This is a genomic window from Klebsiella sp. GG_Kp173, from assembly GCF_040062415.1.
Classification (GTDB): domain Bacteria; phylum Pseudomonadota; class Gammaproteobacteria; order Enterobacterales; family Enterobacteriaceae; genus Klebsiella; species Klebsiella quasipneumoniae.
This window is the reverse complement of sequence record NZ_JBEAFZ010000022.1, coordinates 70,960-83,680: the sequence shown is the minus strand read 5'-3', so window position 1 is coordinate 83,680 and position 12,721 is coordinate 70,960. Positions and strand designations below refer to the sequence as shown.

Genomic DNA, 12,721 nt, shown 5'->3' with positions numbered 1-12,721 from the left:
CTGCCTGTCACGCAGGGGGTCGCGGGTTCGAGTCCCGTCCGTTCCGCCACTTATTTAACATTAAGCCTGCTCAGATAGCAGGCTTAGTGGTAAGAAAGCTTTAGGGGCGTAGTTCAATTGGTAGAGCACCGGTCTCCAAAACCGGGTGTTGGGAGTTCGAGTCTCTCCGCCCCTGCCATTTATAAGAATCCTTTGCTCAGGCAAAGGATTTTTTTTATCTCTACTATCCATCTGCAATATCCCTATTCAAAATACCTTGCTCCTCTCCGTCCATGGAGAGTACCGCTTATTCCAGGATAGGGCTTTTCAGGATCTCGTGGATCTGCGCCTGCTTATCGCTATTTTGTAACCAGATCGCATAGAGTGGGCGGGACAGCGTAGCGCTGTCCATGACCGTATGTAACCCATGCTTCTCTTTCGCCCAGCGAACAGGTAGCCAACAGCAGCCGCGCAGACGCGATAATTGCTGATAGATCAGTTCAGCTGAAGAGGTAGTGAGCAGCGGAACATCATCGCTTCCTATCAGACCCACTTCGTTTTGCTGAAAATCGGGCCCCCATTCAAGGCGCAAGTAGTTTAATTCATTTCTGTTTTTTGCAGGCGATGTGCAATACAGGGCAAGAGTAAAATTACCCAACAGCTGGCTGCTTAATTCATCCATCTTCGGCGATTCGGTGGTGATCAGCAGATCCAACTGGCGTTCGTGAAGCTGTTTAACCAGCGACTGCCGCTGCGCGATACGCGCTTCAAACTGGAGATTGTAAGGTGCGCTGTAGAGGGTGCCGAGCCAGCCGTTAAGCATGCATTCCCACAGCGAGGCGCTGGCCCCGATGGAGAATTCATTATGTCGCGAAGAGTGTGCGACCTCCTTGCGCGCAGCCTGCCAGGTATTCATTAGCGTTTCGGCGTAGGGCAGGAGCTTTTCTCCGGCGGTCGTCAGGCGAATGTTATTACGATGTCGTGTGAACAGGTTCACACCAAGTTGATTTTCCAGCTGACGAATACGAAAGCTGACCGCTGACTGCGTCAGGTAAAGCGCCTCTGCTGCTCGCCCAAAGTGACGAGTTCTGCTCACTTCCAGGAAAGTCTTGAGCAATTCCGTATCCACACCGTTCTCCACAAAATTATTTGTCGTGATGATTTAAATGTTTTGTTTGACGCTCTGTCAAGCGTAACTAATACTCCGCGCCATAAATAGCTCGGCCAAAGAATCAGGAGCGTGTAGGATGGCGGAAAGCTTTACGACGACTAATCGTTTTTTCGACAATAAAAATTATCCACGCGGGTTCTCCCGTCACGGTGATTTCACCATCAAAGAGGCGCAACTGCTGGAACGTCATGGTTATGCCTTTAACGAACTGGAACTGGGTAAACGCGAACCTGTTACCGATGATGAAAAACAGTTTGTCTCGGTGTGCCGTGGTGAGCGTGAGCCGGTAACGGAAGCAGAACGCGTATGGATTAAGTATATGGCGCGCATCAAGCGGCCGAAGCGTTTCCATACTCTTTCCGGCGGCAAACCGCAGATGGAAGGCGCTGACGATTACACCGAAAGCGATGACTAAGAAAAAAGGGCGTAAGCCCTTTTTTTACGCCATCATTTTCTGCAGATGGTTTAGCATCCGGTCTATCGCCCGATAGCTGAGCGCCTCCTGCAAATGACGGCGTTCAATCTCTTCAGCCTCTGCCAGATCGGCAATGGTTCTCGACACCTTTAACAGACGCTGCCAGGCTCGTATAGAGAGCCCCAGCTGCGTTAGCGTCTGTTCCAGCCAGACAGCGTCCTCCCGCCGTAAGTGGCAGCAGCTCTTCATTTCACGATTCTCAAGATGCGCATTGAGCTTATTTTGTCTGAGCATTTGCCGTTCGCGCGCCGCCAGCACCCGTTGTCGGACCGTTGCGCTAGACTCTTCGCCCTGCGTGCCCTTGCTCAGTATCCCTGGCGGCGGCAGCGGGATCTCTAAGGAGAGATCGAAGCGGTCAAGGAAGGGGCCTGACAGACGTCCCAGATAACGTAATGTCTGCTCAGGCGATGTACGATTATGTTTGCCCTGATAATGCCCTGTCGGGCTTGGGTTCATCGCCGCGATAAGCTGAAAGCGCGCCGGATAGTCAATTTTGGCGCGCGAGCGTGATATGTGGATCTTGCCTGACTCAATGGGTTCGCGCAGCGCATCCAGTACACGCCGCTCAAACTCCGGCAGTTCATCAAGAAACAGCACGCCATTATGGGCCAGGGAAATCTCACCGGGGACCGGTATCGAGCCGCCGCCCACCATTGCTGCCAGCGAGGCGCTATGATGAGGTGCGCGAAACGGCCTCTGACGCCACCGGGTCTTCGCGGTATGCAGATTGACCAGACTCTGAATGGCCGTGCTCTCCAGGGCTTCCTGATTGCTTAAGGGCGGCAGGAGACCGGGTAGCCGGCTGGCAAGCATGGTTTTCCCGGTGCCGGGTGGGCCGATCAGGAGCAGGTTGTGACCCCCGGCGGCCACAATCTCCAGCGCTCGCTTGCCCTGCTGCTGGCCGATAACATCGCGCAGATCTTCGCCGCGTTCATCAACAGAGGGTGCCTCGGCGAGAGGCGGCGAAAGCGATGTCTGCCCCGCGAGAAAAGCGCACACCTCCTGCAGATGGTCGGCGACCAGGCAATCGCTGCCGCCGATCAGGCCGACCTCAGCCGCATTATCAGAGGAGACGACGATGCGCCGGCCGGCTTTGATGGCCTCCATTGCGCTGGGGATCGCCCCTGGAACGCCGCGTAACCCACCTGTGAGGGCGAGTTCGCCCACAAACTCATATTGATTCAGTCGCGTCGTGTTGAGCTGCTCTGAGGCAACGAGAAGCGCGAGAGCGATAGGTAGATCGTATCGTCCGCCCTCTTTAGGCAGATCCGCTGGCGCCAGGTTAATGGTTATTTTCTTCGCAGGGAAAGCGTAGCCGCTGTTGATCAGGGCGCTGCGAACCCGGTCACGGGCCTCTTTCACGGTGGTCTCCGGCAGTCCGACCATAGTCAGGCCGGGCAGACCGTTGCTGAGATGAACCTCGACAGTAATCAATGGCGCTTCGATACCGAGCGCCGCGCGGGTATAGACGATGGCGAGCGACATAAAACCTCCTGGACCAGGAAGGATTATGGCTGACCTGTGTTAGAACGGGATCGGTAATAGTCAGAAGTTAGGACCATAAATCCATACTTTTCGCGCTATATCATTACATTTAGCCGAAACTGGAAGTTCGCTCGCAAAACAGAGCGGCGTTGGGAAGGAGGGTGCAAAAGAGCGCGGCAGGCGAGAGAAAACTGAGTTTTTTTCATCTTTGAATTTTTTCATATAAAACAATTATTTTTGCTGAAACTGTTAGGCTGCTCAGCAACAGAGATATAAAAAAATCTTGTGTTTTATGTGATGTCTGTGGTACCTCTTTAGGTATTCCTTCGAACAAGAAGCCAGAAAGTACAGAAAATGACAGCCCTTCTACGAGTGATTAGCCTGGTCGTGATTAGCGTGGTGGTGATTATTATCCCACCGTGCGGGGCTGCACTTGGACGAGGAAAGGCTTAAGAATCAAGCCTTAACGAACTAAGACCCCCGCACCGAAAGGTCCGGGGGTTTTTTTATAACTGAAATAACCTAAGCGAGGAGCAGATGATGACTTTTAGCATAAAATTCTGTTTCTCCCGATTTATGACGGGGAACTAACTATGAATGGCGCGCAGTGGGTGGTACATGCTTTGCGGACACAGGGGGTCGACACCGTTTTTGGCTATCCGGGTGGCGCAATTATGCCGGTTTACGATGCACTGTATGACGGCGGCGTGGAGCACCTGCTGTGCCGGCATGAGCAAGGGGCAGCCATGGCGGCCATTGGTTATGCGCGAGCAACCGGTAAAACCGGGGTATGTATCGCGACTTCCGGCCCGGGCGCAACCAACCTGATCACCGGCCTGGCGGACGCTTTGCTTGACTCCATCCCCATTGTCGCTATCACCGGCCAGGTGGCCGCACCCTTCATCGGCACGGATGCGTTCCAGGAGGTAGACGTTCTCGGTTTGTCACTGGCCTGTACTAAGCACAGTTTCCTCGTGCAGTCTCTGGACGAGCTGCCGCGGGTCATTGCTGAAGCTTTCCAGGTGGCAAACTCAGGCCGTCCAGGCCCGGTGCTGGTTGATATCCCTAAGGATATTCAGATGGCGCAGGGCGATCTCGATCCCCATTTCTCTATGGTCGCCGATGAGATGGCATTCCCGCAGGCGGAAGTGGCTCAGGCTCTGCAGATGCTGGCTCAATCGCAGCAACCGATGCTGTATGTTGGCGGCGGGGTCGGCATGGCGCAGGCGGTACCGGCGCTGCGCGAATTCCTGGCAGTGACCCGGATGCCGGCGACCTGCACCCTGAAAGGGCTGGGCGTGGTGGACGCCGATTACCCGTATTATCTCGGCATGCTGGGAATGCACGGCACCAAGGCGGCCAATCTGGCGGTACAGGAGTGCGATCTGCTGATTGCCGTCGGCGCACGCTTTGACGATCGCGTGACCGGCAAGCTCAACACCTTCGCGCCGCATGCCAAAGTGATCCATATGGACATCGATCCGGCGGAGCTGAACAAGCTGCGCCAGGCGCACATTGGTCTGACCGGCGATCTGAACCGCTTGCTGCCGGCGCTGCAGCAGCCGTTAGCGATCGATGGCTGGCGCGAGCGGAGTGCCGCACTGCGTGCCGATCACACCTGGCGTTACGATCATCCTGGTGAGGCAATCTACGCGCCGCTGCTGCTGAAACAGCTTTCCGACCGCAAGCCGGCGGACAGCGTGGTGACAACCGACGTTGGCCAGCATCAGATGTGGTCGGCTCAGCATATGACCTATACCCGCCCGGAAAACTTCATCACCTCCAGCGGCTTAGGCACCATGGGCTTTGGCCTGCCGGCCGCCGTTGGCGCCCAGGTGGCGCGCCCTAACGATACGGTGATCTGTATCTCTGGTGACGGCTCCTTCATGATGAATGTGCAGGAGCTGGGCACCGTAAAACGCAAGCAGTTACCGCTGAAGATCGTATTACTCGACAACCAGCGGTTAGGGATGGTTCGACAATGGCAGCAGCTGTTTTTCCAGGAACGTTATAGCGAAACCACTCTGACTGATAACCCTGATTTCCTCACGCTGGCCAGCGCCTTCGGTATTCCTGGCCAACACATCACCCGTAAAGACCAGGTTGAAGCGGCACTCGACACCATGCTTTCGAGCCAGGGGCCATACCTGCTTCATGTCTCAATCGACGAACTTGAGAATGTCTGGCCGTTGGTGCCGCCCGGCGCCAGTAACTCTGAAATGCTGGAGAAATTATCATGATGCAACATCAGGTCGCTTTACAGGCACGTTTCAACCCGGAAACCTTAGAGCGCGTGCTGCGCGTTGTCCGTCACCGTGGTTTTCAAATCTGCGCAATGAACATGGAAACCGCAGCGGACGCACAGAACATAAATATCGAATTGACCGTTGCCAGCCCGCGGCCCGTCGAATTACTGTTTAGTCAATTAAGTAAACTGGTCGACGTTGCCTGCGTCGAGATCCAGCAACCCACATCACAACAAATCCGCGCCTGAGCGCAAAGGAAGAAAAATGACGACGAAAAAAGCTGATTACATCTGGTTCAATGGCGAGATGGTTCCGTGGGGCGAAGCGAAAGTTCATGTGATGTCCCATGCGCTACACTATGGCACCTCGGTATTCGAAGGCATCCGTTGCTACGACTCGCACAAAGGCCCGGTGGTGTTCCGTCATCGCGAACATATGCAGCGTCTGCATGACTCAGCCAAAATTTATCGTTTCCCGGTCTCCCAGAGCGTCGACGAACTGATGGAAGCCTGCCGCGAAGTCATTCGCACTAATAATCTGACCAGCGCTTATATCCGCCCGCTGGTGTTTGTTGGCGATGTCGGCATGGGGGTAAACCCGCCTCCGGGTTACAACACTGACGTGATCATCGCGGCGTTCCCGTGGGGAGCCTACCTCGGCGCAGAAGCGCTGGAGCAGGGGATCGATGCCATGGTCTCTTCCTGGAACCGCGCGGCGCCGAACACCATCCCGACGGCGGCGAAAGCCGGCGGCAACTATCTCTCCTCGCTGCTGGTTGGCAGCGAAGCGCGTCGCCATGGCTATCAGGAAGGTATTGCCCTCGACGTTAACGGCTATATCTCCGAAGGCGCAGGGGAAAACCTGTTTGAAGTGAAGGACGGCGTGCTGTTCACCCCGCCGTTTACCTCTTCCGCGCTGCCGGGCATTACCCGCGACGCCATCATCAAGCTGGCGAAAGATCTCGGTATTGAAGTCCGCGAGCAGGTATTGTCCCGTGAATCCCTGTACCTGGCGGATGAAGTCTTCATGTCCGGCACCGCGGCGGAAATCACCCCGGTACGCAGCGTGGATGGCATCCAGGTCGGCGCAGGCCGTCGCGGTCCGGTCACCAAACGCATTCAGGAAGCCTTCTTTGGCCTCTTCACCGGTGAAACAGAAGATAAATGGGGCTGGTTGGATCCGGTAAGTAAGTAATTAAAAATGGGACGGCACGCACCGTCCCATTTAATAAACACAGATGGGAGTAAAAAGAGCATGCCTAAGTACCGTTCCGCCACCACCACACATGGCCGCAATATGGCGGGCGCCCGCGCGTTGTGGCGCGCAACCGGGATGACCGATGCCGATTTCGGCAAACCGATTATCGCCGTCGTTAACTCCTTTACCCAGTTTGTTCCTGGGCACGTGCACCTGCGCGACCTCGGCAAACTGGTTGCCGAGCAGATTGAAGCCGCCGGTGGCGTGGCCAAAGAATTCAACACCATCGCAGTGGATGATGGGATCGCCATGGGCCACGGGGGTATGCTCTATTCACTGCCATCCCGCGAGCTGATCGCCGACTCGGTGGAGTACATGGTTAACGCCCATTGTGCGGATGCGATGGTCTGTATCTCCAACTGCGACAAAATCACCCCGGGGATGCTGATGGCTTCCCTGCGCCTGAACATTCCGGTGATCTTTGTGTCCGGCGGCCCGATGGAAGCCGGGAAAACCAAGCTGTCAGATAAAATCATCAAGCTCGACCTGGTGGATGCGATGATCCAGGGGGCGGATCCGAAAGTGTCCGACGAGCAGAGTAATCAGGTGGAACGCTCCGCCTGTCCGACCTGCGGCTCCTGTTCCGGGATGTTCACCGCCAACTCCATGAACTGCCTGACCGAAGCGCTGGGCCTATCGCAGCCGGGTAACGGCTCTCTGCTGGCGACCCACGCCGATCGTAAGGAGCTGTTCCTTAACGCCGGGAAACGTATCGTTGAGCTGACCAAACGCTATTACGAGCAGGATGACGCTTCCGCGCTGCCGCGCAATATCGCCAGCAAGGCGGCCTTTGAGAACGCCATGACGCTGGATATCGCCATGGGCGGTTCCACCAACACCGTTCTGCACCTGCTGGCGGCGGCGCAGGAAGCTGAAATCGACTTCACCATGAGCGATATCGATAAGCTCTCCCGCAAAGTGCCGCAGCTGTGTAAGGTGGCGCCGAGCACGCAGAAATACCATATGGAAGATGTGCATCGCGCCGGCGGCGTGCTGGGCATTCTGGGCGAGCTGGACCGCGCCGGGCTGTTGAATCGCGAGGTCAAAAACGTTCTCGGCCTGACGCTGCCGCAGACCCTGGAACAGTACGATGTGATGGTGACCCAGGACGACGCGGTGAAAAAAATGTTCCGCGCCGGCCCGGCGGGCATTCGTACCACTCAGGCGTTCTCGCAAGACTGCCGCTGGGATACGCTGGATGACGATCGCGCCGAAGGCTGTATCCGTTCTCTGGAACACGCTTACAGCAAGGACGGCGGCCTGGCGGTGCTGTACGGCAATTTCGCGGAAAACGGTTGTATCGTGAAAACCGCCGGCGTGGACGACAGCATCCTGAAATTTACCGGTCCGGCGAAAGTGTATGAGAGCCAGGACGATGCGGTTGAGGCCATCCTCGGCGGTAAAGTCGTTGAAGGCGACGTCGTGGTGATACGCTACGAAGGGCCGAAAGGCGGGCCGGGGATGCAGGAGATGCTTTACCCCACCAGCTTCCTGAAGTCGATGGGGCTGGGCAAAGCCTGCGCGCTGATCACTGATGGCCGTTTCTCCGGCGGCACCTCAGGGCTTTCTATCGGTCACGTCTCACCGGAAGCGGCGAGCGGCGGCAACATTGCGCTCATTGAAGATGGCGACATGATCGCGATTGATATTCCGAACCGCAGCATCCAGCTGCAGCTGAGCGATGCGGAAATTGCGGCGCGTCGTGAAGCCCAGGAAGCGCGTGGCGACCAGGCGTGGACGCCGAAGAATCGCCAGCGTCAAGTCTCCTTTGCCCTTCGCGCCTACGCCAGCCTGGCGACCAGCGCCGACAAAGGCGCGGTTCGCGATAAATCGAAACTGGGTGGCTAATCATGGCGGATTCACAACCCCTGTCCGGCGCCCCTGAGGGCGCCGAATACCTGAGAGCAGTGCTGCGCGCGCCGGTTTATGAAGCGGTGCAGAAAACGCCGCTGCAAAAAATGGACAAACTCTCTTCTCGCCTGGATAACGTTATTCTGGTGAAGCGCGAAGATCGCCAACCGGTACACAGCTTTAAGCTGCGCGGCGCCTACGCGATGATGTCCAGCCTGACTGCGGAACAGAAATCCCACGGGGTGATCACCGCCTCGGCGGGCAATCATGCCCAGGGCGTGGCGTTCTCCGCATCGCGGCTGGGCGTTAAGGCGCTGATCGTGATGCCGGTAGCGACCGCCGACATCAAAGTGGATGCCGTTCGCGGCTTTGGCGGCGAAGTGCTGCTGCATGGCGCCAACTTTGACGAAGCGAAGGCGAGGGCGATTGAGCTGGCGCAGCAGCAGGGCTTTACCTGGGTGCCGCCGTTCGATCACCCGATGGTCATCGCCGGTCAGGGAACCCTGGCGCTGGAGCTGCTGCAGCAGGATGCCCACATCGACCGCGTGTTCGTCCCGGTGGGCGGCGGCGGCCTGGCGGCAGGCGTGGCGGTGCTGATCAAGCAGCTGATGCCGCAGATCAAAGTGATCGCGGTGGAAGCGGAAGATTCGGCCTGCCTGAAGGCGGCGCTGGACGCCGGTCATCCGGTGGACCTGCCGCGCGTCGGCTTGTTTGCCGAAGGCGTGGCGGTCAAGCGCATCGGCGATGAAACCTTCCGTCTGTGCCAGGAGTATCTGGACGACATCATCACCGTCGACAGCGACGCTATTTGCGCGGCGATGAAGGATCTGTTCGAAGATGTGCGGGCGGTGGCAGAGCCTTCCGGCGCGCTGGCGCTGGCGGGGATGAAGAAATATGTCGCTCAGCACAATATTCGCGGCGAGCGACTGGCTCACATCCTGTCCGGGGCCAACGTCAACTTCCACGGTCTGCGCTACGTGTCTGAGCGCTGCGAGCTCGGGGAACAGCGCGAAGCGCTGCTGGCGGTGACGATCCCGGAAGAGAAGGGCAGCTTTCTGAAGTTTTGCCAGCTACTGGGGGGCCGCTCGGTGACGGAGTTCAACTACCGCTTTGCCGATGCCAAAGACGCCTGCATCTTTGTGGGGGTACGTCTGAGTCGTGGGCTGGAGGAGCGGAAAGAGATCCTCCAGTTACTGAACGATGGCGGCTACAGCGTCGTTGACCTTTCCGATGACGAAATGGCCAAGCTCCATGTGCGCTATATGGTCGGCGGCCGACCGTCCAAAGCGCTGCAGGAGCGGCTGTTCAGCTTCGAGTTTCCGGAATCGCCGGGGGCGCTGCTGAAGTTCCTGCACACCCTCGGCACCCACTGGAATATTTCGCTATTCCACTACCGTAGCCACGGCACCGACTATGGTCGGGTTTTGGCGGCCTTCGAGCTGGGCGAGCACGAGCCGGATTTTGAAACCCGTCTTAATGAACTGGGCTATGAGTGTCATGATGAGACCCATAACCCGGCATTCCGCTTTTTCCTCGCGGGCTAGTGGTTCGGCAGAATTTTCCAGAAAGCATCAATAAGCGGCTCATGCAGCCGCTTTTTTTGTGCGCAAACGCCGAGCTCAAACGGGGTTTGCTCATCGCTGCGCTCCAGGATCATCACCCTGTTGCGTACCGGCTCTGGACTGTTCTCCAGCACCACCTCCGGCAGCAGCGCCACGCCGCATCCCAGGGCGACCATCGACACCATCGCTTCGTGCCCGCCGACGGTGGCGTAGATCGACGGATTGCTGATTTTATGCCGCCGAAACCACAACTCGATGCGCCGACGTACCGGCCCCTGGTCGGCCATGATAAAGGGCACTGTCGACCAGTCGGGGCGCTCGACGGTCACCTGGTTGCGCACCGGGCAGGGAAGGGCCGGGGCAATTAACACCACGGCGAGGTTCTCCAGCATCGAAAACGCCACCGACCCTGGCAGAGTCTCCGGCTTACCGGCAATCGCCAGGTCGGCTTCGCCGGTGACCACTTTCTCCATGGCGTCGGCGGCGTCGCCTGTCGACAGCTTGATCTCCACCGAGGGGTGCGCGGCGCGAAAGCGGTCGAGGATCGGCGGCAGATGGCTATAGGCGGCGGTGACGGAGCAGAAGATGTGCAGCTCGCCGGAGAGCGAAGGGCCCTGCTGATCGATGACGTGACGAAGCTGCTGATACTGCAGTAAAGTCTGTTGGGCAAAGGTACGTAACTCTTCCCCGGCTTCGGTAAGGGTCACCGTGCGATTATCTCGCACGAACAGCGGCTGGCCGAGGTCCTCTTCCAGACGCTGGATCTGGCGCGAAAGCGTCGATGGGCTGACGTGCATGGCCCGCGCGCTGCGGCCAAAATGGCGGCTTTCCGCCAGATGCAGAAAGGTTTTCAGATCGCGTAAATCCACGGCGCGTTCTCCCCGGTTTTGTATTTCATAAAATGCAACGTGACGTTGTGAATATATCAATTTCCGCAATAAAATTCCTGTCATATAGTAAGTTCATTCTCGCAAAAGCGAACCGAACAATAAGCACGACACAACATCACGGAGTTACAGACATGGCTAACTACTTTAATACACTGAACCTGCGCCAGCAGCTGGCACAGCTGGGCAAATGCCGCTTTATGGCGCGCGACGAATTCGCCGATGGCGCAAGCTACCTTCAGGGTAAAAAAGTGGTCATCGTCGGCTGCGGCGCGCAGGGCCTGAACCAGGGTCTGAACATGCGTGACTCCGGCCTGGATATCTCCTATGCGCTGCGCAAAGAAGCGATCGCCGAGAAGCGCGCCTCCTGGCGTAAAGCGACCGAAAACGGCTTCAAAGTCGGCACTTATGAAGAGCTGATCCCGCAGGCGGACCTGGTGGTTAACCTGACTCCGGACAAACAGCACTCTGACGTTGTGCGCTCCGTACAGCCGCTGATGAAAGACGGCGCGGCGCTGGGCTACTCCCACGGTTTCAACATCGTGGAAGTGGGCGAGCAGATCCGTAAAGACATCACCGTGGTGATGGTGGCGCCGAAGTGCCCGGGTACCGAAGTGCGTGAAGAGTACAAACGCGGTTTCGGCGTACCGACGCTTATCGCGGTACATCCGGAAAACGACCCGAAAGGCGAAGGCATGGCCATTGCGAAAGCATGGGCGGCGGCGACCGGCGGCCATCGTGCGGGCGTGCTGGAATCTTCCTTCGTTGCCGAAGTGAAATCTGACCTGATGGGCGAGCAGACCATCCTCTGCGGCATGCTGCAGGCGGGTTCTCTGCTGTGCTTCGACAAGCTGGTGGCGGAAGGTACCGATCCGGCGTATGCAGAAAAACTGATTCAGTTCGGCTGGGAAACCATCACCGAAGCGCTGAAGCAGGGCGGCATTACCCTGATGATGGATCGCCTCTCTAACCCGGCGAAACTGCGCGCTTATGCGCTCTCCGAGCAGCTGAAAGAGATTATGGCGCCGCTGTTCCAGAAACACATGGACGACATCATTTCCGGCGAATTCTCCTCCGGTATGATGGCGGACTGGGCGAACGACGATAAGAAACTGCTGACCTGGCGTGAAGAGACTGGTAAAACCGCGTTCGAAACCGCGCCGCAGTATGAAGGTAAAATCGGCGAGCAGGAGTACTTCGATAAAGGCGTTCTGATGATCGCGATGGTGAAAGCGGGCGTTGAGCTGGCCTTCGAAACCATGGTGGCCTCCGGCATCATCGAAGAGTCCGCTTACTACGAATCACTGCACGAGCTGCCGCTGATCGCCAATACCATCGCCCGTAAGCGTCTGTACGAGATGAACGTGGTTATCTCTGATACCGCTGAATATGGTAACTACCTGTTCTCTTACGCTTGCGTACCGCTGCTGAAAGAGTTCATGACCACCCTGCAGACTGGCGACCTGGGTACGGCGATTGCCGAAGGCGCGGTAGACAACGCTCAGCTGCGTGATGTTAACGAAGCCATTCGCAGCCACGCTATTGAGCAGGTTGGTAAGAAACTGCGCGGTTATATGACCGATATGAAGCGTATCGCGGTAGCCGGCTAATTCCGCGTCGTCTTTCGACTTGCCGATGCGTTGGCTACGGTACGTACACCCCAGTCACATAGTAATCTATGTTCGTGGGGATGTACCTCCTTGCCGCCTTCCGGCAAGCCGAAATCCATAGAGGAATGGATTTGTTTAATAGGCCTGATAAGCGAAGCGCCATCAGGCAAAAACCCGGAGATTAAGATCCCCGGGTTT

General features: G+C 57.3%; 11 protein-coding genes and 1 tRNA gene. 9 read left to right on the top strand and 3 right to left on the bottom strand.

Translation table 11 applies throughout. The annotated features are described in order from the left end of the window. Positions 1-102: 102 nt before the first annotated feature. Positions 103-178 (top strand) — tRNA-Trp (locus tag ABLU50_RS12650). Positions 179-286: 108 nt separating this feature from the next. Here ABLU50_RS12650 and hdfR read toward each other — a convergent pair. Beyond that, on the bottom strand, positions 287-1,108 hold the full coding sequence (gene hdfR / locus ABLU50_RS12645) for an HTH-type transcriptional regulator HdfR (RefSeq protein WP_087832696.1): 822 nt from the start codon (positions 1,106-1,108) through the stop codon (positions 287-289). A 118-nt stretch (positions 1,109-1,226) separates the two neighbouring features. On the opposite strand from hdfR, the gene ABLU50_RS12640 reads away from it, so the two are divergent. Next, positions 1,227-1,565: a DUF413 domain-containing protein gene (locus ABLU50_RS12640; protein ID WP_004886877.1), complete on the top strand. Its 339-nt coding sequence runs from the start codon at positions 1,227-1,229 to the stop codon at positions 1,563-1,565. A 24-nt stretch (positions 1,566-1,589) separates the two neighbouring features. Here ABLU50_RS12640 and ABLU50_RS12635 read toward each other — a convergent pair whose 3' ends face one another. Next, positions 1,590-3,110: a YifB family Mg chelatase-like AAA ATPase gene (locus tag ABLU50_RS12635; RefSeq protein ID WP_087832697.1), complete on the bottom strand. Its 1,521-nt coding sequence runs from the start codon at positions 3,108-3,110 to the stop codon at positions 1,590-1,592. Between the two features lie 354 nt (positions 3,111-3,464). On the opposite strand from ABLU50_RS12635, the gene ilvL reads away from it, so the two are divergent. From ilvL to ilvA, 6 genes are all read left to right on the top strand, one after another. Further along, entirely contained in the window at positions 3,465-3,563 is a 99-nt protein-coding gene (ilvL, locus tag ABLU50_RS12630) for an ilv operon leader peptide (protein WP_001311244.1), read from the top strand. Between the two features lie 140 nt (positions 3,564-3,703). Next, positions 3,704-5,350, top strand: coding sequence for an acetolactate synthase 2 catalytic subunit (gene ilvG, locus ABLU50_RS12625; protein WP_087832698.1), 1,647 nt, complete (start codon positions 3,704-3,706; stop codon positions 5,348-5,350). Then, positions 5,347-5,604, top strand: a complete 258-nt coding sequence (gene ilvM, locus ABLU50_RS12620; protein ID WP_004886870.1) for an acetolactate synthase 2 small subunit — start codon at positions 5,347-5,349, stop codon at positions 5,602-5,604. The genes ilvG and ilvM overlap by 4 nt, the downstream gene beginning before the upstream one ends. Positions 5,605-5,620: 16 nt before the next feature. Beyond that, positions 5,621-6,550 (top strand): branched-chain-amino-acid transaminase, encoded by a 930-nt coding sequence (ilvE, locus tag ABLU50_RS12615; RefSeq protein WP_002883171.1) that lies wholly within the window; start codon positions 5,621-5,623, stop codon positions 6,548-6,550. 60 nt (positions 6,551-6,610) lie between these two features. Continuing rightward, positions 6,611-8,461 (top strand): dihydroxy-acid dehydratase, encoded by a 1,851-nt coding sequence (ilvD, locus tag ABLU50_RS12610; RefSeq protein WP_002883173.1) that lies wholly within the window; start codon positions 6,611-6,613, stop codon positions 8,459-8,461. 2 nt (positions 8,462-8,463) lie between these two features. After that, positions 8,464-10,008, top strand: a complete 1,545-nt coding sequence (gene ilvA / locus ABLU50_RS12605; protein ID WP_017899412.1) for a threonine ammonia-lyase, biosynthetic — start codon at positions 8,464-8,466, stop codon at positions 10,006-10,008. Here ilvA and ilvY read toward each other — a convergent pair. Beyond that, entirely contained in the window at positions 10,005-10,895 is an 891-nt protein-coding gene (ilvY, locus tag ABLU50_RS12600) for an HTH-type transcriptional activator IlvY (RefSeq protein ID WP_002883176.1), read from the bottom strand. The genes ilvA and ilvY overlap by 4 nt on opposite strands. Before the next feature lie 152 nt (positions 10,896-11,047). Between ilvY and ilvC the strand changes: the two genes are divergently transcribed. Continuing rightward, complete coding sequence (gene ilvC, locus ABLU50_RS12595) at positions 11,048-12,523, top strand: ketol-acid reductoisomerase (protein ID WP_002883178.1); 1,476 nt, start codon at positions 11,048-11,050, stop codon at positions 12,521-12,523. The last annotated feature ends 198 nt before the right edge of the window (positions 12,524-12,721 follow it).

What these genes read in the sequence shown, in the direction of transcription:
- ABLU50_RS12640 (WP_004886877.1), top strand. Translation starts at nt 1,227, where the DNA reads ATGGCGGAAAGCTTTACGACGACTAATCGTTTTTTCGACAATAAAAAT.
- ABLU50_RS12635 (WP_087832697.1), bottom strand. Translation starts at nt 3,110, where the DNA reads ATGTCGCTCGCCATCGTCTATACCCGCGCGGCGCTCGGTATCGAAGCG.
- ilvL (WP_001311244.1), top strand. Translation starts at nt 3,465, where the DNA reads ATGACAGCCCTTCTACGAGTGATTAGCCTGGTCGTGATTAGCGTGGTG.
- ilvG (WP_087832698.1), top strand. Translation starts at nt 3,704, where the DNA reads ATGAATGGCGCGCAGTGGGTGGTACATGCTTTGCGGACACAGGGGGTC.
- ilvM (WP_004886870.1), top strand. Translation starts at nt 5,347, where the DNA reads ATGATGCAACATCAGGTCGCTTTACAGGCACGTTTCAACCCGGAAACC.
- ilvE (WP_002883171.1), top strand. Translation starts at nt 5,621, where the DNA reads ATGACGACGAAAAAAGCTGATTACATCTGGTTCAATGGCGAGATGGTT.
- ilvD (WP_002883173.1), top strand. Translation starts at nt 6,611, where the DNA reads ATGCCTAAGTACCGTTCCGCCACCACCACACATGGCCGCAATATGGCG.
- ilvA (WP_017899412.1), top strand. Translation starts at nt 8,464, where the DNA reads ATGGCGGATTCACAACCCCTGTCCGGCGCCCCTGAGGGCGCCGAATAC.
- ilvC (WP_002883178.1), top strand. Translation starts at nt 11,048, where the DNA reads ATGGCTAACTACTTTAATACACTGAACCTGCGCCAGCAGCTGGCACAG.